At 63.3% G+C, this 21,741-nt stretch carries 16 protein-coding genes; 5 read left to right on the top strand and 11 right to left on the bottom strand.

Features of this window, described 5'->3' with window-relative positions; genetic code table 11:
• Positions 1 to 164: 164 nt before the first annotated feature.
• The 3 genes from A9762_RS16785 to astD form a co-directional block, all read right to left on the bottom strand.
• Positions 165 to 731 carry an NADPH-dependent FMN reductase gene (locus A9762_RS16785; protein WP_069343153.1) on the bottom strand — a complete coding sequence of 189 codons (567 nt, stop codon included), beginning with the start codon at positions 729 to 731 and terminating at the stop codon, positions 165 to 167.
• Between the two features lie 86 nt (positions 732 to 817).
• Positions 818 to 2,179, bottom strand: coding sequence for an N-succinylarginine dihydrolase (astB, locus tag A9762_RS16780; protein WP_069343152.1), 1,362 nt, complete (start codon positions 2,177 to 2,179; stop codon positions 818 to 820).
• Positions 2,180 to 2,253: 74 nt separating this feature from the next.
• A complete protein-coding gene (gene astD, locus A9762_RS16775) occupies positions 2,254 to 3,735 on the bottom strand; it encodes a succinylglutamate-semialdehyde dehydrogenase (RefSeq protein WP_069343151.1) in 1,482 nt (493 codons plus the stop codon).
• 199 nt (positions 3,736 to 3,934) lie between these two features.
• Between astD and astE the strand changes: the two genes are divergently transcribed.
• The 4 genes from astE (at position 3,935) to A9762_RS16755 (ending at position 8,964) form a co-directional block, all read left to right on the top strand.
• Positions 3,935 to 4,996 carry a succinylglutamate desuccinylase gene (gene astE / locus A9762_RS16770; protein ID WP_083254009.1) on the top strand — a complete coding sequence of 354 codons (1,062 nt, stop codon included), beginning with the start codon at positions 3,935 to 3,937 and terminating at the stop codon, positions 4,994 to 4,996.
• Between the two features lie 232 nt (positions 4,997 to 5,228).
• Positions 5,229 to 7,169 carry a hypothetical protein gene (locus A9762_RS16765; RefSeq protein WP_069343150.1) on the top strand — a complete coding sequence of 647 codons (1,941 nt, stop codon included), beginning with the start codon at positions 5,229 to 5,231 and terminating at the stop codon, positions 7,167 to 7,169.
• Positions 7,170 to 7,297: 128 nt separating this feature from the next.
• On the top strand, positions 7,298 to 8,479 hold the full coding sequence (gene ydiK / locus A9762_RS16760) for an AI-2E family transporter YdiK (RefSeq protein ID WP_240493597.1): 1,182 nt from the start codon (positions 7,298 to 7,300) through the stop codon (positions 8,477 to 8,479).
• Between the two features lie 137 nt (positions 8,480 to 8,616).
• On the top strand, positions 8,617 to 8,964 hold the full coding sequence (locus A9762_RS16755; protein ID WP_139133264.1) for a hypothetical protein: 348 nt from the start codon (positions 8,617 to 8,619) through the stop codon (positions 8,962 to 8,964).
• Between the two features lie 29 nt (positions 8,965 to 8,993).
• Here A9762_RS16755 and fahA read toward each other — a convergent pair whose 3' ends face one another.
• Together fahA and hmgA are read right to left on the bottom strand one after the other, a co-directional pair.
• The gene (gene fahA / locus A9762_RS16750) at positions 8,994 to 10,268 is read right to left on the bottom strand and encodes a fumarylacetoacetase (RefSeq protein ID WP_069343148.1); all 1,275 of its coding nucleotides are present in this window, start codon (positions 10,266 to 10,268) and stop codon (positions 8,994 to 8,996) included.
• 100 nt (positions 10,269 to 10,368) lie between these two features.
• Positions 10,369 to 11,688 carry a homogentisate 1,2-dioxygenase gene (gene hmgA / locus A9762_RS16745; RefSeq protein ID WP_069343147.1) on the bottom strand — a complete coding sequence of 440 codons (1,320 nt, stop codon included), beginning with the start codon at positions 11,686 to 11,688 and terminating at the stop codon, positions 10,369 to 10,371.
• 126 nt (positions 11,689 to 11,814) lie between these two features.
• On the opposite strand from hmgA, the gene A9762_RS16740 reads away from it, so the two are divergent.
• Positions 11,815 to 12,720 carry a LysR family transcriptional regulator gene (locus A9762_RS16740; RefSeq protein WP_069343146.1) on the top strand — a complete coding sequence of 302 codons (906 nt, stop codon included), beginning with the start codon at positions 11,815 to 11,817 and terminating at the stop codon, positions 12,718 to 12,720.
• Positions 12,721 to 12,752: 32 nt separating this feature from the next.
• Here A9762_RS16740 and A9762_RS16735 read toward each other — a convergent pair whose 3' ends face one another.
• The 6 genes from A9762_RS16735 to corA all read right to left on the bottom strand — a co-directional run bounded on the left by A9762_RS16735 (position 12,753) and on the right by corA (position 21,740).
• Complete coding sequence (locus A9762_RS16735; RefSeq protein ID WP_083254008.1) at positions 12,753 to 16,142, bottom strand: ATP-binding protein; 3,390 nt, start codon at positions 16,140 to 16,142, stop codon at positions 12,753 to 12,755.
• 29 nt (positions 16,143 to 16,171) lie between these two features.
• Positions 16,172 to 16,846 (bottom strand): response regulator transcription factor, encoded by a 675-nt coding sequence (locus tag A9762_RS16730; protein ID WP_069343144.1) that lies wholly within the window; start codon positions 16,844 to 16,846, stop codon positions 16,172 to 16,174.
• 214 nt (positions 16,847 to 17,060) lie between these two features.
• On the bottom strand, positions 17,061 to 17,636 hold the full coding sequence (locus A9762_RS16725) for a hypothetical protein (protein ID WP_139133263.1): 576 nt from the start codon (positions 17,634 to 17,636) through the stop codon (positions 17,061 to 17,063).
• Between the two features lie 454 nt (positions 17,637 to 18,090).
• A complete protein-coding gene (locus A9762_RS16720; protein ID WP_069343142.1) occupies positions 18,091 to 18,933 on the bottom strand; it encodes a sulfite exporter TauE/SafE family protein in 843 nt (280 codons plus the stop codon).
• A 260-nt stretch (positions 18,934 to 19,193) separates the two neighbouring features.
• A complete protein-coding gene (locus A9762_RS16715; protein ID WP_139133262.1) occupies positions 19,194 to 20,507 on the bottom strand; it encodes a CaiB/BaiF CoA-transferase family protein in 1,314 nt (437 codons plus the stop codon).
• A 255-nt stretch (positions 20,508 to 20,762) separates the two neighbouring features.
• The gene (gene corA, locus A9762_RS16710; protein ID WP_069343140.1) at positions 20,763 to 21,740 is read right to left on the bottom strand and encodes a magnesium/cobalt transporter CorA; all 978 of its coding nucleotides are present in this window, start codon (positions 21,738 to 21,740) and stop codon (positions 20,763 to 20,765) included.
• Between the last annotated feature and the right edge of the window lies 1 nt (position 21,741).

Genomic DNA, 21,741 nt, shown 5'->3' with positions numbered 1-21,741 from the left:
ACGTGTCGGCCGACACGTTCCATCCAGCATAGTGCATCGCCGGACGAACCGAAAATTGCGTCGCTTATCGGTTCGTCCAGATCGATTGGGGAAGGTTCCGGAACCCCTCACCTCATACAAATCGCTTTAAATAAAGCGCACAAACAATTGATTTTTATGAAAAATCAATTCGCAGCCTTATTTCCATTCAGAAATGCTACGAAACCCGCAACGAAATCGGACACTTGCTGACGCACGGCGTCGTCCTGCAAGTTGCCGTCCGCGTCGAAGGCCTTGTTCGCGTGCGAGACCATCAAGCGGCCCTGCCACCACGGGGTCGTTTGCAGGGTGCGCAGCACTGGCAGCCATGCGTTCTGGCTGAGGATCGTGCCGAAACCCCCGGGCGACGCGCCCATGAGCGCGACCGGCTTGTCGCGGAACACGCGCGCACTATCGGCCGGGGGACGGGATAGCCAATCCAGCGCATTCTTGAACACCCCCGGCATGCCGTTGTTGTACTCGGGCGTGGCGAGCAGCAAGCCATCGGCCTGCGCGATGGCGTCCTTCAAGGTCGTGACGGCGGCGGGAATGCCTTCGCTCGCCTCCAGATCACCGTCGTAGAGCGGAATGCCGTGCAACGTCCTGACGTCGAGCGTGACACCCGCGGGCGCCAACGCTTTCGCTGCGACGAGCAGCGCCGTGTTGTAAGAGCCTTTGCGCAGACTGCCGGACAAACCAATGATCGTCGTCATCGAATCGACTCCTTGCGGTACTGATCGGAAATAGAGACCGCACAACGTCTTGTGGCGAGGCGGCGGTTCGCCGCTTCGCCATCCGCCTACACGTTGCGTTGGAAGGGATATACGCTGCCCAGACTGAGCAGACGCGTGAGTTCGTCGAGCGCCGTGCGACACTCGTCGAGCAATGCCGAATCGGCGAGATCGCTCACCGCCAGCCGATCGCGATAGTGACGTTTGACCCAATCCGTCAACGTGGCGTAGCGCGCATCGTCCATCCAGAGACCGCTGTGCGCTGCCTTGCGCTCTTCCTCCGTGAGCACCACGCGCAGACGCAGGCATGCCGGACCGCCGCCATTGCGCATGCTTTCACGCAAATCGAAGACGTGAAGCTCACGGATCGGGCCACCGCTGGCCACGAGCGCCTCCAGATAGCGCCACACAGCCGGGCGCTCGCGGCATTCCTGCGGCACGACCAGTCGCATGCCGCCGCCCGCCTCGGGGCTGCGCGCGAGCAACTGGCTGTTGAAAAGGTAGCTGCCGACGGTGTCTTCCATCGAGATGTCGGCATCAGACACTTCAACCACTTCGAGCGCCGTTCCCCGTGCCGCGAGCCGTTCGCGCAAGGTCGCCAGCACGCTGGCCTGATCGACGAATGCCTGCGCATGGCAGAACAGCACATTGCCGTTGCCGACCGCGATCACGTCGTTATGGAACACCCCGGCATCGATGGCGTCCGGGTGCTGCTGCGCGAACACGACATCCGCGTCGTCCAGCCCATGCAGTCTCGCGATCGCCTGACTGGCCTGCAACGTCTGCCGGGCGGGGAATCGACGCGGCGCGGGCGCGCTGGCAAGATCGTCCCGTCCGTAGACGAAGAACTCGACGCCGCGCTCGCCATACGCTCCGCAGAACCGCGTGTGGTTGGCGGCGCCCTCATCCCCGAGCGACGGCCAGCCCGGCAAAGCGTCGTGATGCGCGAAGCGGGATTCGTCCGGAAATGCCGCACGCAAGATGCGCGACGTCGTTTCATGCTCGATGGCGCGGTGAAGTTTGCTGCACAGATTCGCTGCCGTGAAATGGACGCGCCCGTCCGACGTGTCGGCAGACGGACTGACGGTGGCGGCGTTCGCCGTCCACATGCTTGCGGCCGAGCACGCCGCGCCGAGCAACGCGGGCGCTGTCTGTGCCGCGTTGCGAATGACGGTACTGTCGTCGCCCGAAAACCCGAGCGTGCGCAGCAACGCGACCGACGGACGTTCTTGCGGCGGCAACACGCCCTGCGCGTAGCCCAGATCGGCCAGCGCCTTCATTTTCGCCAGCCCTTGCAACGCGGCCTCGCGCGGGTTCGAAACGCGGTTGGCGTTGTTCGCCGACGCCACATTGCCAAACGACAAACCCGCGTAGTTGTGCGTGGGGCCGACCAATCCGTCGAAGTTGGCTTCGAGGGCAAAGCGTGTCATGTCAAATCCTGGAAAAAGCGGGAGTCCGTGTCCCACATACGCAATATGCGGTGATCTGCGGCATTGTGCCTGAATCAGGTCACACCGAAGTCCAACCCGGGGCTCAGATGTTCAGGCATCACGGCCCGTTCGGCCTCCATCGAGGCGATCGGATAAGCACAGTAGTCGGCCGCATACCAGGCGCTCGGACGGTGGTTGCCCGATGCCCCCACGCCGCCAAAGGGCGCGGCCCCGGCCGCCCCGGTCGTCGGGCGATTCCAGTTGACTACGCCCGCGCGAATCTCGGCGAGGAACTGTTCGTAACGCGCCGGATCGTCGGACAGCAACCCGGCGGCCAGCCCGTAGCGGGTTCGATTGGCGAGCGTGATGGCGTCGTCGAACGTGTCGTAACGGAGCACTTGCAGCAACGGACCGAAATACTCCTCATCGGGCAACGCGTCGCGTGCGGCGGGCGCCGTCACGTCGATCAGGCCCGGCGTGAGCAGTGCTGAGCGGCCATCCGGTTGTGAGAGCGGCAACAGCGCACGGCTACCGAGTGACATCAACTCCGCCTGCGCAGCAGTCAGGCGACGTGCTGCCTGCAACGACACGACCGCCCCCATGAAAGGCTGCGGCTCGGCGTCGTAACGACCGACACTGATGCGTTGCGTAACGGCGATGAGTCTGTCGAGAAAGGCGTCGCCTTGCGTACCACGCGGCACGAGCAGGCGTCTCGCGCACGTGCATCGCTGGCCTGCGGAGAGAAAAGCGGACTGAACCGCCACGTGCACGGCGGCGTCGATGTCGGCGGGCACGTCGACGATCAGCGGATTATTGCCGCCCATCTCCAGCGCAAGGATCTTGTCGGGGCGCCCGGCGAATTGCTGATGAAGCGCGCGCCCCGTCGCGGAACTGCCGGTAAAGCAAACGCCGTCGACGCCGTCATGCGCGGCGAGCGCAGCACCGGTGCCCCGCGCGCCCTGCACGAGATTGAGCACGCCCGGCGGCAACCCGGCTTCGATCCAGCACGCCAGCGTGCGGGCGGCGACGCCAGGGGCAAGTTCACTGGGTTTGAAGACGACCGTATTGCCCGCCAGCAAGGCCGGCACGATATGCCCATTGGGCAAGTGTCCCGGGAAGTTGTACGGACCGAAGACGGCCATCACCCCATGTGCCCGGTGCCGGACCACGCTCTCGCCATCTGCCACCGGACTGCGGCGCTCGCCCGTGCGCTCCTGAAAAGCGCGCGCCGAATTGACGACCTTGGCCGACATCGTCGCCACTTCCGTGCGGGCTTCCCATAATGGCTTGCCAGTCTCACGCCCGATGGCGTCGGCCAGCGTTTCGGTATTCGCGCTCACGATCGCCGCAAAACGCTGCAACACGGCGAGACGCTCGTCGACACTGCGTCGCGCCCAGTCTCGCTGCGCGCGACGCGCCGCCTGGACGGCCGCATCGACATCGGCCGTGTCCGCAGCACGACCTTGCCAGACGACTTCGCCCGACATGGGATCGAGCGAGCGGAACGGCGCGCCGTTGGCTGCGCACCAGACGCCTTCGATGTACAGATCTGTCATGGAGGGCTACCCCGAAGGCCACGCCCGATAGCGCGGCGTGCGATGCGGATCATGATGACACGGATTCGTCAGCCGGAACAATGCGCCGGCGCCGAAAGCACCGGCAAACCATCGCCCGCCGGGCCTCCGGGACGGCCTATGTCGGTAGTGCGACAGACACGCATAGAATACGACGTTGAGTTTCCGGAGATTCCCCATCATGACTGACGCCCATCGATCGGCATTGCGCCACTGGCTCAGCGACGTTCGCGAGTCGCGCGACCATCCTCACGACGAAGGCGTCGACCCTTGCGGTGTTCGCTGGCAACGGCACGCGGAAGGCGTGCTCGAACTGACACCTGCCACGGTATCCCGCTCGGCAGAGGGTGCAGAGGATGACGCAGCGGCCCAGCCTGGCTACCGCTACGACGCCATTCTGTCCTGTGGCATTCACGGCGATGAAACCGCCCCCATCGAGATCGTCGACGGCATTCTGCGCGACATCGCCGACGGCCGCCTCACATTGCGCGAGCGTGTACTGGTCGTCCTCGGCAACCCGGACGCCGTGCGCGCGGGCAAGCGTTATCTCGAATACGATCTGAACCGTCTCTTTCAGGGCGCACACGCCAAGCGCGCCGAATCGCCTGCCGTGCAGCGCGCCCGCGAACTCGAAGTGATCGTGGCCCAGTTCTTTGCCGGTGTGGATGGCGTGCGTCGTACACGTCGCCACGTGGACATGCACACCGCCATTCGGGCGTCGCTCTTTCAGCGCTTTGCCGTCGTGCCCGGCACGCCACAGCACAGCCCTAGCGACGACTGGTTCGATGCCCTCGGTGCCGCCGACATCGAAGCGACGATGCGCACCGAGCAACCGTCGGTCACGTTTTCGTACTTCACCTGCGCGCGGTTCGGGGCGCAGAGCTGCACACTTGAGTTGGGCAAGGTCGCGCCGTTCGGCGAGAACCGGCTCGAAAACTTCTCCGGCATCGACGCGGCACTGCGCCGCTGGCTCTCCGGTGGCGAGTTCGAAGCCCGTGACGATGGCAAGTCGCCGCAGCCCCAACGCTTCCGGGTCGCGGCGGAGATCGTGCGTCGCACCGATGCGTTCGTCCTCGACGTGCCCGCCGATACGCCGAACTTCACGCCCTATCCCGCCGGCACCGTTCTCGCGCGCGACGGCGAGAACACCTACACGGTTTCGCATCCCGAGGAACGCATCGTGTTTCCCAACCCGAACGTCGCGAACGGCCTGCGCGCCGGGGTCATGGTCGTGCCGGAGTGATGGTGACGTCATGGAGATCGAGCGGCGTATGCCAACGTGACGGTGCCTGACGTCGACGTTGCATTTGCGTGATTGTCACTGCCGTAGCACCGGCAGTGCACCGCGCCGGCTACGCAGCATCGCGAATGAACGTTTTTAAACGCCTGTCCGGGCGTCGTCGTGACGTGGGGATGCAGGTAGGATCGCCCACTTCATTTCTCCTGCGAGACGGCGATGACGGCGTGCGGCACGAGTGAAGGCAGTCGCGCGTGTCCGGCCGTCCATCGACGACATGCCACAGGATTTCTCCTTCCCCACTCCCGCGTTTCCCCGTACCGCCGGTCTTATCGTCGAGCGTCCGATTTCCGGGGCGTCAGCCGATTCGCACGTCAATCTCGCCGAAGATTTCGCACGGGCGCAGCAGTCGTCGGTGATGCTGGGTCATGGTCGACGCGTCGCGCGTCACACGACGGTGGCTCAGGCGATTCCTCGCGAGCATCGCGACGATCTGGCGCTGGCCGTGCGACGCGCAGCCCATCTCTCGCCGCAGCGACGCGCCACCCGATTGGCACCCTGCCCGTCGCGCGCGAGCGACACCCCCAACGCGGCCGAGCAAATCTATTCGATGCTTCGCGACGAGATCGCCATCCCGGCGCTGCGCCGCTTCGAGCGAACGCATCGCGCCGACATGCCGTCGGCGACGCCGATGGCCGGCGTCTCCCGAATCTCGGCACGGGCCCATGCGACGGCGGCGACACCGCCGTGGTTCGACGATCTGCTCCCACATCTGAGAATCGAAGCACAACTTCTCGCGCAACGCGGACTGAGCGTGGACAAAGTCCGTCACCGGCTCGATGCGCTCTTTCGCCACGAACATCCCGGCGTTTCGTGGCGCGCCACACGCATCGGTCTGGAGCGCGATGCCTTCCCCTTCGCGCTCGGCTCCACCGTGCTCTCGGTGCTGGCCGACACGACAGACCCGCAACGGCGCCTGTCGATGATGTGGCCGCCGGTCGAAGCGATGGGTGTCGTGCTGATCAACCTCCTCGGGATGGCACGCTTCAATGCCGCCCATCCGCAATGGGCGAGCCGCCTTGCACGCGTCACGCCGACGCAGGCGCTCGAAGCCGTCAACACGATGTTGCGCAACCCTGTCCGGGATGTCGCGGCGCATGTCGCGGGCTTCGTTTTCTGCTACGGCATCGTGCGCAATCTCGCACGCGCGGGGATCGAGGCGGGTCTGTCGGCGGCCCTGCCCGGCATCATGGCGTACCGCTTCGGCAATACGATTCATTCGTGCCTCGAAATCCTGCTTTGTCCGATCCCCGGCGCATTCCTCGGACCGATCATCGATCGGATTGCCGTCGCGCCGGAGAACGCCCGGCTCGAACCGTTGCTCCAAGATCGCTTCGCGGACCTTATCTGCAAGATGAGCGACGATATGCCCGCGACCTCCGCAACACCCTTCCTGACGTCCTTTTGGCACAACTTCACGGGATTGCTGCAATCGGGTACGCCGAAGGCCATCTGGCTGACGCTGTCGCTCGGCTTCTACTTCCTCTCGACCTTTCATGGCACGCAAACGCCTATCCACGATGACGTGCAGCGCGACGACACCGACTTCGGGACATCTCTCGCGCTATCCGGAAATGCGACGCAAGTGTCATCAACCGACGTGGCAAACGATTTCGACGTCGACTGGCATACGCAGGCCGTCCTCAGCGTGCTCTACGGCCTGATCGCCACGTTCGTCTCCATGCAAGGCATCTCGGCGCGTCATGACGCCGTTGCCACGGCCTACACGCGGCGGCGGGGACGCCCCAAGATCAGCACGGTCACCGTCACGTCACAAGAGGATTCCGGGCATTCGTCCACGGGCTCGCATTCCGACTTGCCGGACAGTCCGGCCAGTCCCGCAAGCCCGGCAAGCGCCGCCGGCAGTGCGTTTCCGGTGACGAGCAGCCCCTCGTCGGAATCCGGCGATCTGTCGGGTTACACCTCGGGAGACGACGCCGTCTTCTTGCCGATGGACGATACACTTAGCGTGTCTTCCAGTCGTGAGACGGTCGAACCGCGGGCGGCCGAAGCGCCGCCGGGACGACGCCACGGTACATCGGTCGCGCCGGCCGGCATCGGTCTGCCCCCGGAGAATGAGGACATCAGCCACCCGGCCGACCTGTACACGCCTTTGTGACGAAGTGTTGCACGCACTTGCCGTGACTGCCACGGCATGGCATCTTGCACTTCAAGCGCGTTCTTAGCGCATGACCATCCTGGGGGACGTACGGAAATACGCGCCGCCCCCTGCCTGCCGGAGCGCCTATGCTAAACACCACGCCGAGCGAACTTGCCCGTAATCTGCTGATCGTTCTGGTCCTTGGACTGCTGATCGTCGGCACCTTGTGGGTACTGCTGCCCTTCCTGCCCGCCTTCATCTGGGCTGTCACGATCGTCGCCTCCACATGGCCGCTACTCATCGGGCTGCAACGACGCCTGTGGGGCAAACGATGGCTCGCCACCACGGTCATGATCGTCGGCATGCTGATTATTGTCGTTGCGCCCTTGTCGGCCGCTATCGGCACGCTCATCGGCCATGCCGCCGACATCAGCGATCAGGTGCACTCCTTCGGCCAGCGCGGCCTGCCGATGCCACCCGACTGGCTTGCCCGCATGCCGGTGATCGGCCAGCGCGCCAGCGAGGAATGGCAGGCGCTTGCCGCCGCGGGGCCAGGGGGTCTCGTCTCCAAGGTGCAGCCGTATGCCGTAAAAGCAGCGTCCTGGGGGTTTGCCAAGTTGGGGTCGATCGGCTTGCTCGTGGTTCACCTCGGCCTCACGCTGATCATCTCCGGCATCCTCTTCATGCAAGGTGAACGCGCGGCGCGGGCGTTGATCCGGATCGCCCGCCGCCTCGGCGGCGACCGCGGAGAAGAATCCGTGCGACTGGCGGGGATGTCGATTCGCGCGGTGGCACTCGGCATCGTCGTCACAGCGGTTACGCAATCGCTGCTCGGCGGTCTGGGCCTGTGGCTGACCGGCGTGCCACTGCCGGGCTTCCTGACGGCGCTGATGCTGGTGTTGTGTATCGCGCAGATCGGCCCGTTCCCGGTGCTGCTGTCGAGCGTCGCCTGGCTTTACTGGCAAGACAGTCCCACGCTTGCCACGTTGCTGCTGATCCTCTCCGTGTTCATCGGCATGCTCGACAACGTGATGCGTCCGATGCTCATTCGCCGCGGGGCCGATCTGCCGATGACGCTGATACTGGCCGGTGTACTCGGCGGCATGCTGACGCTCGGTATCGTCGGCCTGTTCGTCGGTCCGGTGATTCTCGCCGTGACGTACACCCTGCTGATGGCCTGGATCAACGAAGGCCTGAACCGGCCGGTGACGGCGGCGAGCGGCGCACCGCTCCCGTCTTCGGAGCATGGATCGCGCCTGGAAGGCACCTCGGAAGGCGCTCGCAAGGCCATCACGCCGCCTGCGCCGGACAGCAAAGGGCGAGGCTAACGGGTAACTCGTCTAAAGGTCCGCGAGTCGCGTTCGTCACGCGACTCGGACCTATTTTTCGGATTGCTTCACCTGTCGCACGCCGCCGCGACATGGCTAAATATCTCCCGTACCCAGCAGTTCACGAGAGATCATCAATGCCAAGCGCTTCCCTGACCAGCCCACCCTGCCTGCCCAGCCCGATCACGCCGCCGCCACGACGCTCGCGGCGCGTGCCACGTCGCGCACGTCTTGGTGATCCGCCGCTATTGCGGCGTGTGGCACACGAACTGGCTTACACGCCAACGCGTTGCCGTGTCACGACCAGCCTGCTGGTCGCACGCGTGAATCCATGGTGGCAACGGTTTCCGACGTTTGCCGCCAGCCCTGAAGACGTGCACGACGCGTCGATCGCCCCGGAAAAAACGAACGCGCCGACCGGCGAACCGGTTCGGCGCGTTGCTGACATCACACAGGTGACTCAGGAAGCCGCGAGCCCTGTCTAGCTTTCCATTTCGATCGTCTCGGCGGGCGGTTAACGCGCTTTCGCAGGCAGGATCTTGCCGGACACCTCGCCGAAGCCGATGCGGTAGCCGTCACCCTGGCACCAACCGCTCATCACCACGGTGTCGCCGTCTTCGATGAACGTGCGCTTTGCGCCACCCGAAAGCGTGATCGGGTTCTTGCCGTTCCACGTCAGTTCCAGCAGGCTGCCGAACGAGTCCGGCGTGGGGCCGCTGATCGTGCCCGAGCCCATCAGATCGCCAACGCGCACGTTGCAACCCGACACCGTGTGGTGGGCGAACTGTTGCGCCATGCTCCAGTACATGTGACGGAAATTGGTGCGACAAATCGACGTCGGCTCGGCATCGCCCTCCGCTTGCATCAGCACTTCGAGTTCGATGTCGAAAGCATGCTTGCCCTGCTGCTGGAGGTACGACAGCGGCACCGGGGTTTGCTCCGGCCCGGCAACGCGGAACGGCTCGAGCGCTTCCATCGTCACGATCCACGGCGAGATGGACGTGCCGAACGTCTTGGCGTTGAACGGACCCAGCGGCACATATTCCCATTGCTGCAAATCGCGCGCCGACCAGTCGTTGAGCACGACCATACCGAAGATGGCGGCCTCTGCGTCTTCGACGCTCAGCGATTCGCCCAGCGCCGTGTTGCGTCCGACGATGAAACCGGTTTCCAGTTCGAAGTCGAGCTTGCGGCAACCGTCGAAGATCGGGCGCGGCTGGTCCGGCAGCTTGATCTGCCCGTTCGGACGGTGCAGCGGCGTACCGCTCACCACCACCGAACTGGCTCGCCCGTTATAGCCGATCGGAATTTCGAGCCAGTTCGGCAGAAGTGCGTTCGCCGGATCGCGGAACATGCTGCCCACATTGGTGGCGTGCTCCTTCGACGAATAGAAGTCCGTGTAGCCCGGGACTTCGACCGGCAGATGCAGCGTCGCCTGCGCGAGCGGCACGAGGGCTTGCGCCTTGAGCGCAGCGTTCTCACGCAGCGAGGCATCGCCGTCGACGGCCAGCAGCGAAGTCAGTCGCGCACGCGTGGCCTGCCACGCTGCGCTGCCCAACGCCACGAATGCGTTGATGGATGCCTGTGCGAACACGGGGGCAGCGCCCGCCTTGAGCACACCGGCGGCTTCGAGCGCGGCCAGATCGAGCACTTGATCGCCGATGGCGACACCGACGCGCGGCGTCGGTTGCGACTGCGTACTGAACACGCCATACGGCAGGTTTTGCAGCGGGAAATCCGTCACACCGGTGTTGGCGGACGCGACCCAGCTTTGCAGGAGAGCGGACATGTGGAGTTCCTTATTCGAAGTAACGCGTCAGCCAGCCGTGCGTCGTATGGGCGCAGGGCCGGCTGTCTTGATGATGTGGTGTGTCGTGGCGCGATGCCGCTTACTTCTGGTTCGGGTTGAAGTGCTTCTTCAGGCCCTGCCAGCAGGTGTAGTAGTTGTCTTGCAGCTGCTTGGTTTCCAGCGCGAACCGCGTCGGATGAATCACCGCCGGCGTTTCGAACATGAAAGCCATCGTTGCGTCGACCTTATGCGGCTTGCTCGTGTCGGCCGCAGAGGCCTTCTCGAACGTACCCGCGTCGGGGCCGTGGCCCGACATGCAGTTGTGCAGACTCGCACCACCCGGCACGAAGCCCTCGGCCTTGGCGTCGTACACGCCGTGAATCAGACCCATGAATTCGCTGGCGATGTTGCGGTGGAACCAGGGCGGGCGGAACGAGTTTTCCATCGCCAGCCAACGCGGCGGGAAAATTACGAAGTCGATATCGTCCACGCCCGGCGTGTTGCTCTGCGACTGGAGCACCAGGAAGATCGACGGGTCCGGATGGTCGTAGCTGATCGAGCCTATCGTGTTGAAGTGGCGCAAATCGTACTTGTACGGCGCGTAGTTGCCATGCCACGCCACGACGTCCAGCGGCGAATGACCGATGTCGGCACGCCACAACGCGCCACCGAACTTCGCCACGAGTTCGAAGTCGCCTTCGACATCTTCATACGCAGCAACGGGGGTCAGGAAATCGCGCGGATTGGCAAGGCCATTCGATCCGATCGGCCCCAGATCCGGCAGACGGAACAAGGCACCGTAGTTCTCGCACACATAACCGCGCGCACGGCCGTCCGGCAACGTCACACGAAAGCGCACGCCTCGCGGCAACACGGCGATTTCGTACGGTTCAACGTCGAGCACACCGAATTCGGTCGCGATGCGCAAACGCCCTTCTTGCGGCACCACAAGCAGTTCGCCGTCGGCGTTGTAGAAGAAGCGCCCATCCATCGACTTGTTGGCGGCATACACGTGAATCCCGCAACCGTGGCCGGCGTCAGGGCTGCCATTGCCGCCCATCGTCACCATGCCGTCGACGAAATCGGTCGGTGCTTCCGGCATCGGCAGCGGATCCCAGCGCATCTGGTTCGGCGGCGTCGGCACATCGCCAAAGCGGCTCAGCCAGCGCGTGTTCTCGAGCGCCGTGAACGGCTTGTGCATTGCGGCCGGACGAATGCGATAGACCCACGAGCGGCGGTTATGGCCGCGCGGCGCCGTGAATGCCGTGCCGGAAAGTTGTTCCGCGTAGAGGCCATAGGGCGCACGTTGCGGCGAGTTTTGCCCGACGGGCAGCGCGCCGGGCAATGCCTCGGTCGCGAACTCGTTGGTAAAACCGGACAGGTAGCCCAGTTCCCCCTGGATTTGGTCTGCTTGGCGCATGAGCGGCCTCGTCTCCTGATTTCGAATGCGATTATTGTCCGACAAGCGGCCAAATTTTGCGATATAAATACACAAATCCACTATATTCACAACGCGAATAATGTTTTTACGCCCGCGCGCCGCCCCATGATTTCCTTACGTGATGTCGATCTGAACCTGCTGGTGGTCTTCCACACCGTGCTCACCCACCGCAGTATTTCTCAGGCAGCCCGGGAGTTGGGTCTGTCGCAGCCTGCCGTCAGTAACGGTCTTGCGCGCCTGCGGCAAACGTTCGAGGACGAGCTCTTCACCCGAACGGGCACCGGCATGCAACCCACCCCATTCGCCGAGGCATTGGCCGAACCGGTGTCGGCTGCGCTCGCCGGTATCTCGCGGGCGATCAATCATCGGGAGGCGTTCGATCCCGCGAGCAGCCAGCGAGAGTTCACCTTGGCCATGACGGACGTTGGTGAGGTGTACTTCATGCCGGCACTGATCGATCTGTGCACTCGGCTGGCACCGGGCGTACGCATCAGCACGGTCCGGGCGTCGCTGCCCGACTTGAAGGATTCCATGGCGGCCGGACGCATCGATCTCGCCGTGGGCGCGTTCGACGATCTGACCGGCCCGTTCTTTCAGCGGCGGCTGTTTCGACAGCAGTACGTGAGTATGTTTCGCATCGGACACGCGCTCGACACGCCCGATGCCGGACTGGCGGAATTCAAGGCGGCGCGCCACTTGTTCGTGACGACGGGCGACAACCCATATGCGCGCGTCAATCAATTGCTCGCACAGGCAGGTTTCGGGAGCGACGCCAACTTCTGGGTGCCCCATTTCATCGCGGTACCTTATGTCGTTAGCGCCAATGATCTCGTGGTCACGGTGCCGCAGAAATTTGCCGAGCGCGCCGCGGCACCGTTCGGACTTCACTTCGTCAAACCGCCCCTGCGGCTTCCCGCGTTGCAAACCAATGTGTTCTGGCACCGGCGTTACCATCAAGACGCCGGCAATCAATGGCTACGCCAGTTGATCTCAGAACACTTCGTGGAATAAGGGGAGTGAGGCAATGGATCGGAGATCAGGTATCACGCATCGCTAACGATGGCATGCCCTTGCGCCCGTAACCAGTCGTTCCAGGCGGCATCGAGCGCGTCGAACGCGGCTTCCATCTGCCCCACCGACGCCTGCGGGGCGAGGTGTTCGACCTGCGCGGCCAACGACGCCAGCGAACTCAACCCGAACGCCATAAAGCCGCCTCGCAACCGATGCGCGGAATGGCGCAGCGTCTCACGCGAGAGGTCGGCCAATGCGGCGCGGCAGTTCGCAATGTCCTGATCCGCGATCGTGACGAACGTGTCGAGCATGTCCGACAACGGCAACCGCCAATCTTTTCGCGACGCCGTTTCCGGTGCTGGCTTCGGTGCGCTCTCGATCAGACGCGTCGACGCGGGCAACGGCGCAATGTCGACGCAAAGCGACGGGTAGCGGGAGCGAACCAGCTCGATCACCCGCAACAATGAACGTGCATCGACCGGCTTGTAGACGACCGCGTCGTAAGGCGACTTCGCTTCACGATCGTTGCGGAGCGTGACGTCTGCCGTTGCCACCACGACAGGCACGTGCGGTGCACGGGCCTTGATGTCCGTCGCCAACGCATGCCCGGAAATATGCGGCATGTTGGCGTCTGTAATCACCAGCATGTGCGAATCGGCGTCAAAGGCGTCGAGCGCTTCACGTGGATCGTGGTAGCAGTCCACCATCGCCCCCAGCCCCTCCAACTGACGCGACAGCAACATGCCGCTGATCGGATGGTCATCCGCCACCAGCACGTACCATCCGGCCAGCGGCTTCACCCGCGCCTGCGCATTCGCGGTGCCCGGTACCGGCAATTCCCCGTGGGGCGCCAGCCCCGGGCGGGGCGCCGAGCCCAGCGCCTCCCAGAGTTCGGCTTGCTGGAAGAGCGCGATATCACGCGGCCACACCGGCGCGCTGCCTGCAAGACGATCCACCGGGGTGGAACGCAACAAGTAGACTTCGGCGCCGGCCATTCCTCGCACGGGCCATTCGTCAGCGAACATCAACAGCCCCGAATCCTGCTCGCGGCCCATGCCGGTCGACCAGGACACCGCGTCGTCATACCTGACCGGCTGGAAGCCGGCGCGGCGAATCAACGCGTCGAGATACCAGTGACGACGCGGCATCGCGCTGACGTAGGCGAATGTCTCCGGAGACTCCGCGACGACAGGCGCTTCGCTGTCCGGCGCCCAGGGCAGATGAAGCGTGAAGCGCATGGTCGTCCCCTTGCCCTCCTCGCTGTCTACTGCCAGCACGCCACCGAGCATGCCGACAAACTGGTGCGAAATCGCCAGTCCCAGCCCAGTCCCATGCTGCATACCCGGCTCGGTCGTACTCTTGCCGAACGGACGGAACAAGTCGGCGAGATCCGTCGCCGCGATACCGACACCGCTATCACTCACGGTAAAGGCCACATCGCAGCCTTGCATGTCCGCACGCGTGACCATCGCGGCAAACGCAACGTGTCCGCTCTCCGTGAACTTGATGGCATTGCCGACGAGATTGGTCACGACCTGACCGAGTCGCAACGCGTCGGTATGCACCGCGCGCGCGAGTTGCGGATCGATCATCCAGTCGAGCGTCAGCCCCTGCAAACGCGCACGTCCCGTAAACGACAAACCGACTGCCTCAAGCTCCTTGAGCAGTGAGCAGTCGCGTGAATTCAATTCAAAACGTCCCACCTGAATGCGCGAATAGTCGAGCAGATCGTTGATGAGGTCGAGCAGGTTGCGCGTCGAGCTTTCCATCACATCGACGTAATACCGGTGGTCGTCGCCCAGGTTCTGCGCACTGAGCAGCTCGATCGACGCGAGCGTGCCGTACAACGGCGTACGCATCTCGTGACTGACCGTCGTCAGGAACACGTCCTTGGCGCGATTGGCACTCTCCGCCGCCAGACGCGCCTTTCGTTGCTCCAGCTCGAAGCGTCGCTGCTCGGTGACGTCGGAAAGCGTGCCTATCAACACCGGCTGCTCGCGAAACACGGTATCGACGAAACTCACGGCATAGTGGCGCTCGCCTGCGTCGTCGAGCGCGCTCAGTAGTCGGCGCACCGGACGCGCAACGACTCCACTGTGAAGCTGACGGTACATCCGGGTGAGTTCACCATCGCCGAGATGACGCAGCAGATCGACCGTGCCCGCATAGGCCGGATTGCTCATCACCACAGCGGGTTCGAACGGATCGATGATCGCCATGCCGACGGGCGCGGTTTCGATGAGGGTCTGCGTAAAGGCGTCGCGCTCAAGCAGCGCCGTGGTGCGCTGACGTGCCGGCTCGATGATGCGCTGACGCATGTAGCGCATACCCGCGTACACCCCAGCGGCGTACAACAGCAGCAATAACGTGGCACCTAGCAACAACGTCGCGTTCTCACGCAACAGTTGCGCCGGACGCACCGCGTAGCGAACGTACCATGGGGTCGATGCCAGCCGGCGCTCGAAGACGAGCCGCTGACCATCGGTACGCAACGTCATCTGCGCACCGCCGAAGAGCGGCAACGTCACCAGCGTGCGCAAATGTCCCAACGACGACAGCGGAAGACCGGCACTCGCGATCACGAGGCCGTCTTCCGAAATCAACTGGAGCGCTTCCCCGGTGCGTTCGAGGTGCCGCATGCGCGGCGGCACGATCATTTCGGGTGACATGCTGGTGCCGACGTAGAGCACCAGATGTCCGTTGAGATCGCGTATCGGCACGAAGCTCGACACGGTCTTCAGATGGGTGACGGGATGTTTGTAGTTGTACGTCCAGAACGGGCCGTCGCTGTTTCCGCGCACCCGCGCGTGATAACGCTCGACCTTGTTGATCTCGGCGAGCATGGCCTGCGTGTCGCGCGCCAGGTCGGCCGGACTGAAGGCCTCACGCCCGATGGCGGGCCGATACGTCGCAAAGGCGCCGTCGGCAGAAATGATGAAGGTTTCGTCCTGGGCGTCGAGCGGACTCCAGAAGTTGGCGTCGAGCACCATGAGCCGCAAGGTCAGACGCGCCAGCGATTCGGCGCGCTCCGGCGGGATATCCGCCAGCTTGACGATTTCGAATTCGCTATCCCACCCGACACCGCTGATACGCCGGGCACTGCCGACCGGCATGGACACGAGCGGCTTGAGGATCCGGTCAGTCAGCGCCTGTGTCGCGCCGCCTGGACGAACCGAGCTGGCCTGTGTGGCCTGCGCCATTGCGCGGGCCTGCTCGTTGAAGATTTCCAGATCGCGGATTTCCCGGCCGACCGCAGCGAAGAACGACTCCGTCTTTTGCCCGCTTTGCCAGAGCGTGCCAAACAGCGCGTACGAGACGGCAGCGACCCAAACGGACAAACCGAACAAAAGGGCAAGCAGGCCACCAATGCGAAGCAGGCGGCCGGCGATCGCGATGTCACGCGTCATCGTTCTGGCAGGCATAGACTCCAACGTCTGTGAGCGCGGCGGACTCAGGCGGCACTCGGCGCTTCGGCGTCGCTATCGCGCCCGAACTGAACCGGGCTCGAGACATGCAGCTTGAACAGCTCCATGTCGGTCCGGCAACCCAGTTTGCACATCGCCATACGTTTCTGATTGTTGATCGTCTTGGCCGAACGCTTGAGCGCACCGGCAATCTGCGACACGTTCTGACCGTCCAGATACATGCGCAGCACTTCCATCTCCTTGGGCGAGAGTGGACGGCGCGCGGTGGGCTTGCGGCGCATCTGCTCTTCGAGGATCTGCTCGGCGCGGCCCCCGCGATAACTCATGCCCCGGCGGCAACGCTCCACGCAGACAGTGATTTCACGCAGGTCATCGGATTTCGTCATCACGCCCAACACGCCACAGCTGTCCAGCGCATGGATGATGGCCGGTTGCTCGATCGACGTGAACACGATGATCTTCACATCGGGATACTTGCGACGTACGCGATTGATCATGACGAGACCGTCGCCGAAGGCGCCGCCCGGCATGCAGTAATCGGTGATCAGGACGTCGACGGAGTTCGTCTCGAGCGCCTTGAACAGTTCCGTTGAGTTGGAGACCGGGGGAAGCACGTGAAAACCCGGGTCCGGGGAGAGCATTTCACGTAGCGTGGAGGCGACGATCGGGTGATCGTCGGCAATCAGAATCTTTACCATCATTTGCGAGATCCTTTTAGAAGAATTCAGTCACGGGCGCGCGCGATCCTCCGCTTTGTCTGCGCGTCATGACGTCCCAAAAAGAGGAATGTGCGTCTTGCCGACACACCCGTTGGTCACGAAGTCGTAACCGCATTGCTGCCAGGCGACGAAGCGGGACTCGACAGTCCGGCGCAAGGGCCTTCTCGCCCCTGCCTGTCGCCTGCGCTAGCCGTCGCTAGCCAGCGACATCGGCAGCCTTGGCGCCGTCGACGGTGGTCCAGGCCGAGCACGTCTTGTGCCCTGTCAACCGGGATGTGTCCGTGCCGATCACCGGCTTGACACAGTAACGAATGCGAACGCCGCGCAACCCGGCCGAGGGCATCATTTCGCGGGCGCGCCCGACCACGCGAATGCGCGTCGGTCCGGATGCCGCTTCCCACAGATGCACGCTATCGGTCTCGGGCCAGTCCGCCATCCAGCGATACGAGCCGCTCACGACGACGCCGACTTGCGGCGTACCACTCATCTTGACTGCCGCGGCCACCGGTCGCATCCGCGTTTCGACTTCCCGCGGCACTGCATCCTGCGACTCCACGCGTGACAGCGATGCCCCTTCCATTTCCGACTCGGAAGCCGGGCCACCCACACTTGCCGTCGACGCCTTGTATTCGCTACATCCGACAAGCAGTGCAGCCACCAATGCGCCGCTAAAACGCATCAGGGTCGTCACGGCGCGCCGCTCACTTGCACGCCCAGCCGTCGGGCGGCTGGACGAATCGGCCAGGAAAGCGTCAACGTAGGTTGTGGTCATTGGTCCATTACCAATCGCATCGCCGCGTGACATCAAAACGTTACGCGTCACTTTCACGACCAGCGGAAATATAGGATAAATCTACAAAACCCTACCGTTTTGGAACTCTTTATAGGAAATATCCTAGTCCAAAATAGGAGGATCACCGTTCGCAGCTCACGTGGCGCACGCATTACATTGCATCTGTATGCGGGAAAAACTCAAGTGACGTAGTGCAAACGCTCACGCAGCGTTCTAATGGACAGTCAGGTGAGGAAAAGATTCATTCGAAAGGTGACTGTGACGCGAACCACAGTCCCTGAGTCACGCAAGACCGGCGTATCGAATATCAATAATTTCACTCGAAAGACGTTGCGAATTTCGAGGAATTTGGATGCGCGGTTTAATAGCGAATCAACCACCGATTCAATCGATGGTATTTGTTTGGCTTACGGGATTTACCGCTTTAAGAGAATCACGCGCCAAAGGCTTTAACGAACATTCCCAGCGCGACGGCGGCCATGAGCGCAGAAAAGATTTGCTGAAGCCGGGTTGCCGCGAGACGCGGTGCGAGTGCACGCCCGAACAGCATTCCGGCGACCGCCCCGACGACGAACGTCCAGCCTTGCGCCCCCGGGTGCATGCCATGCCACCAGGCGTTGGCGACGGTGCCCGCGGAGATGAGCGCAATGACGAACAGCGACGTCGCCACGACGCCGTGCACCGTGATGTCTGTGAAGCGGCGCAGCGCGGGAACGATCACAAATCCGCCGCCGACGCCCAGCAATCCCGACGCAAAGCCCGACACCGCGCCGATAACACCGAGCGTGCCAGCCACTCGCCGCGTCCAGTGCAGACGCCCCGTAGACGGATCCATACGGCACGTCGGCAGAGGCGCACAGGACACTGCCGCCCCGTTGCCGGCAGCCTTCGCCCCACCGCCTCGCGACGCCCGATACATACGCGCTGCAACGATGAGCATCGCGACGGCAAACAACCCGACGAGCCATCGCTCCGGCAACCGATGCGCCATCCAGCTACCCAGCGGCGCCATGCAAATGCCAATTCCCGCCATCAAGATCGCAGCCCGGTATCGCACAATCCCGGCACGCAAGCCCTGCGCGCTACCGACCGCAGCACTCGCGCCCACAGCGAGCAACGCCACGGGTCCCGCCTGTGGCACACCCCACCCCAGCCCGAAGACCAATGCGGGAACGGCGAAAATACCGCCGCCGGCCCCGGTAAGACCCAGCACGAGACCGACAGCCGCACCCAGGACGGCGGCAGCAGGCGAGGCACTCGAAAAGTCGGGAAACATGGGCGAGATCCGGCGAAAGGTGATTTGGCACACGGCCCAAATCACTATTGGTCATATGCTTATGACGATGAATTATATAGAAATGGACAATTCAGGAAAAGTCCCGGCGGTGGGTTGCCCTGACGGTGGGGCGACACGATAAGGACGAATGACGGCAAATGAGGGGAACATGGCGCCGTCGTAAAACGCCAAGGCAAAATGAAAAGCGGCACTCCAGGAGTGCCGCTTGATCAGAAAACGAGGGAAAAGACGAAATCAGACTACGTCCGAGATGTCCCCTGGGTCGGCGTGTTCTCCGCCTCGACAGCATCAAGTTCCGCGAGGATGTCGCCCGTGTGCGCGCCGGGTGCGGGCGGATCGATCCGGGTCACCGGGCTTTGTCCGTTCAACCGAACGGGCGAGACGATCGTGTGCGTCGTCTCACCACTGGGCAACACCATAGGCCGCACCCATCCCATGTGCGCGACCTGCGGATCGGCCAGCACGCGCGAATACGTGCTGATCGCTGTACAAGGCACGCCGACGGCAACGAGCCTCGCCAGCCAGACGCCTCGATCTTCGAGCACGAACACCGCTTCGAGCACGTCGCGCAACGCTGCCTGATGGCGGGCCCGCTCGCGCGCGTTACCGAACCGCGAGTCGTCGAGCAGATCGACCCGGTGCACCAGTGCGCAGATCGCCTGCCAATGGGCCGGTCCGTCGAGATCCATGCCGAAATACCCGTCGCGGGCCCGGAACGTCGGCCACGGTGCCACCGGGCCACCAAAACGTTTCCCGTCAGGACCGCTATCAGCGACATCGTCAGCCAGCGGAGACCCCTTGCCGAGTCCTGACGCATCGGCAAGCGCCTGCCGTTGCCGGGTCATCGAGGGCACGCTTTCACCGACCGGTTGCACCATCGCTGCCGCAGGAACGAGCCCGGCCCGCTGGGCCGCCTCAGCCCCGGCGTCTCCGGCGCGCAAGGCAGCAATCGCGAGCGTCGCGCCGAGCATTGGCACATCGATATGCACGCCAATCCCCTGTTGCTTCGCTGCGACCAACGCTGCCGAGACAGAAAATGCGGCGTAAAGGCCGGCGGCAAGATCGGCGACCGGCAAGTCGCGCGGCGGCTCGGCGCCGTGCGACGCCGCACCGAGCATTCCTCTGAGCGCTTCAAGCGCGGGCACGCCGCCCTGCTGGGCAGCCGAGCGCGGGCCATCCTGACCAAAAGCGGAAATGGAGACGTAGACGAGATGCGGCTGAACACCGCTTAGCGCGTCATAAGCAAGTCCCGCACGTGACAGTGTGCCTGGCGGCAGACATTCGATGACGACGTCCGCCCCGCGCACCAGGGTGTGAGCAAGACTACGGCCTTCAAGTGTGAGCAGATCCAGTGCAACGGATCGCTTGTTGCGCCGCAAACCCAATTGCGCGGTTTCGCCGAGCGGGTTCTGGCTATCGCTGGAAAGTTCGTCGACAGGTTCGTCGACCATGATGACGTCTGCGCCCATGTCGGCCAACAGCATGCCGCAATAGGCACCCGCCGCGCCGCGACAGAACTCAATGACGCGGATCCCCGTGAGTGGTGCGTTCAATATCTGACCCCTTTTTGCCTGACGGTTTGTTGTAGTTTTCAACCCTTGGCAACCGTCTGACGCGGCGTTGACGCATTCTAGAACAGTTACTCCACGCCGGTCACTGCGAAAAAATGGAGGGTCGACGGCGCGTTGCCACCGGGCAACAGGGGCAGCCGGAAAGCCCGTCAGGACATGCACCTGACATGAAAAGCAAGGCCTTGCCACCCGCCTTCCCCGGCCTTGCCCCCGCCTTCTACCCCCTCGCCCCAGCCGTCAGAGCCAGCCGGCTTTACGGAATTTGAGGAACAGCAGCACGTCGATGATGATCATCACGGCGATACAGATCGGGTAGCCGTAATGGAGCTTCAATTCGGGGATGTCGTCGAAGTTCATCCCGTAGATCCCGGCGATCATCGTCGGCACCGCAAACAACGCTGCGAACGACCCGAGACGTTTCGTCGTTTCGTTTTCCGACAGCGAAATCATGCCGAGATTGACGGACAGCGCGGTCGTCACCATTTCACGCAGCAAATCGATGTTCTTCGTAATGCGCTGAAGGTGGTCGAAGACGTCGCGAAAATACTCCTGCATGCCGCCGCAAAGCTTGGGCGCCATCGCCCCGAACAGCTTGCTGACCGCCTCCATGAGCGGCACGCACGCGTGTTGCAGCGTAATGAGCCGGCGTTTGAGCTGATACAGATCCTCGATGATCGCGCGCCCTTTGGTGGGCGCATTCGGCGTGAAAATCTGCTCCTCGATGGCTTCGAGTTGCGCTTCGAGATCGTCGAACACCGGAAAGTAGCTGTCGACGATGGCGTCCATCAAGGCGTAGAGCACGAAGATGGACCCCTGACGCAGCAGATGCGGCTCTTTCTCCGCACGAGCGCGCACCGCACCAAGCCCCTGTGTGGCGTTCGAGCGCACCGAGAGCACGTAGTTGTGCCCCGCGAAAATCGCCACCTCACCGATCGAGAAGTCGCCGGCGTCGTCCTTGTTGAGCACGTGAAGCACGGCAAAGAGTGAGTCGCCGTACTGTTCGATTTTCGGACGCTGATGACCGTGTTGCGCGTCTTCGACGGCAAGGTCGTGCAGGCCGAACTCATGTTGCATCTGCGCCAGTTCGCCCGGGCCCGGGTCCTTGAGCGCCACCCAGACGAAGCAATGCGGACGTTCGAGATAGTCCGAGATTTCGTCGGGGTGCAGATCGGCGATCTTGCGGCCATCCTCATAGGCCACGCAATTCACTAGCATT

This window comes from Pandoraea sp. ISTKB (genome assembly GCF_001721285.1).
Taxonomy (GTDB): domain Bacteria; phylum Pseudomonadota; class Gammaproteobacteria; order Burkholderiales; family Burkholderiaceae; genus Pandoraea; species Pandoraea capi.
This window is presented reverse-complemented; position numbering and strand designations above follow the sequence as displayed.

Coding starts and splice junctions, on each gene's coding strand:
- A9762_RS16785 (WP_069343153.1), bottom strand. CDS start 731: ATGACGACGATCATTGGTTTGTCCGGCAGTCTGCGCAAAGGCTCTTAC.
- astB (WP_069343152.1), bottom strand. CDS start 2,179: ATGACACGCTTTGCCCTCGAAGCCAACTTCGACGGATTGGTCGGCCCC.
- astD (WP_069343151.1), bottom strand. CDS start 3,735: ATGACAGATCTGTACATCGAAGGCGTCTGGTGCGCAGCCAACGGCGCG.
- astE (WP_083254009.1), top strand. CDS start 3,935: ATGACTGACGCCCATCGATCGGCATTGCGCCACTGGCTCAGCGACGTT.
- ydiK (WP_240493597.1), top strand. CDS start 7,298: ATGCTAAACACCACGCCGAGCGAACTTGCCCGTAATCTGCTGATCGTT.
- A9762_RS16755 (WP_139133264.1), top strand. CDS start 8,617: ATGCCAAGCGCTTCCCTGACCAGCCCACCCTGCCTGCCCAGCCCGATC.
- fahA (WP_069343148.1), bottom strand. CDS start 10,268: ATGTCCGCTCTCCTGCAAAGCTGGGTCGCGTCCGCCAACACCGGTGTG.
- hmgA (WP_069343147.1), bottom strand. CDS start 11,688: ATGCGCCAAGCAGACCAAATCCAGGGGGAACTGGGCTACCTGTCCGGT.
- A9762_RS16740 (WP_069343146.1), top strand. CDS start 11,815: ATGATTTCCTTACGTGATGTCGATCTGAACCTGCTGGTGGTCTTCCAC.
- A9762_RS16735 (WP_083254008.1), bottom strand. CDS start 16,142: ATGCCTGCCAGAACGATGACGCGTGACATCGCGATCGCCGGCCGCCTG.
- A9762_RS16730 (WP_069343144.1), bottom strand. CDS start 16,846: ATGATGGTAAAGATTCTGATTGCCGACGATCACCCGATCGTCGCCTCC.
- A9762_RS16725 (WP_139133263.1), bottom strand. CDS start 17,636: ATGACCACAACCTACGTTGACGCTTTCCTGGCCGATTCGTCCAGCCGC.
- A9762_RS16720 (WP_069343142.1), bottom strand. CDS start 18,933: ATGTTTCCCGACTTTTCGAGTGCCTCGCCTGCTGCCGCCGTCCTGGGT.
- corA (WP_069343140.1), bottom strand. CDS start 21,740: ATGCTAGTGAATTGCGTGGCCTATGAGGATGGCCGCAAGATCGCCGAT.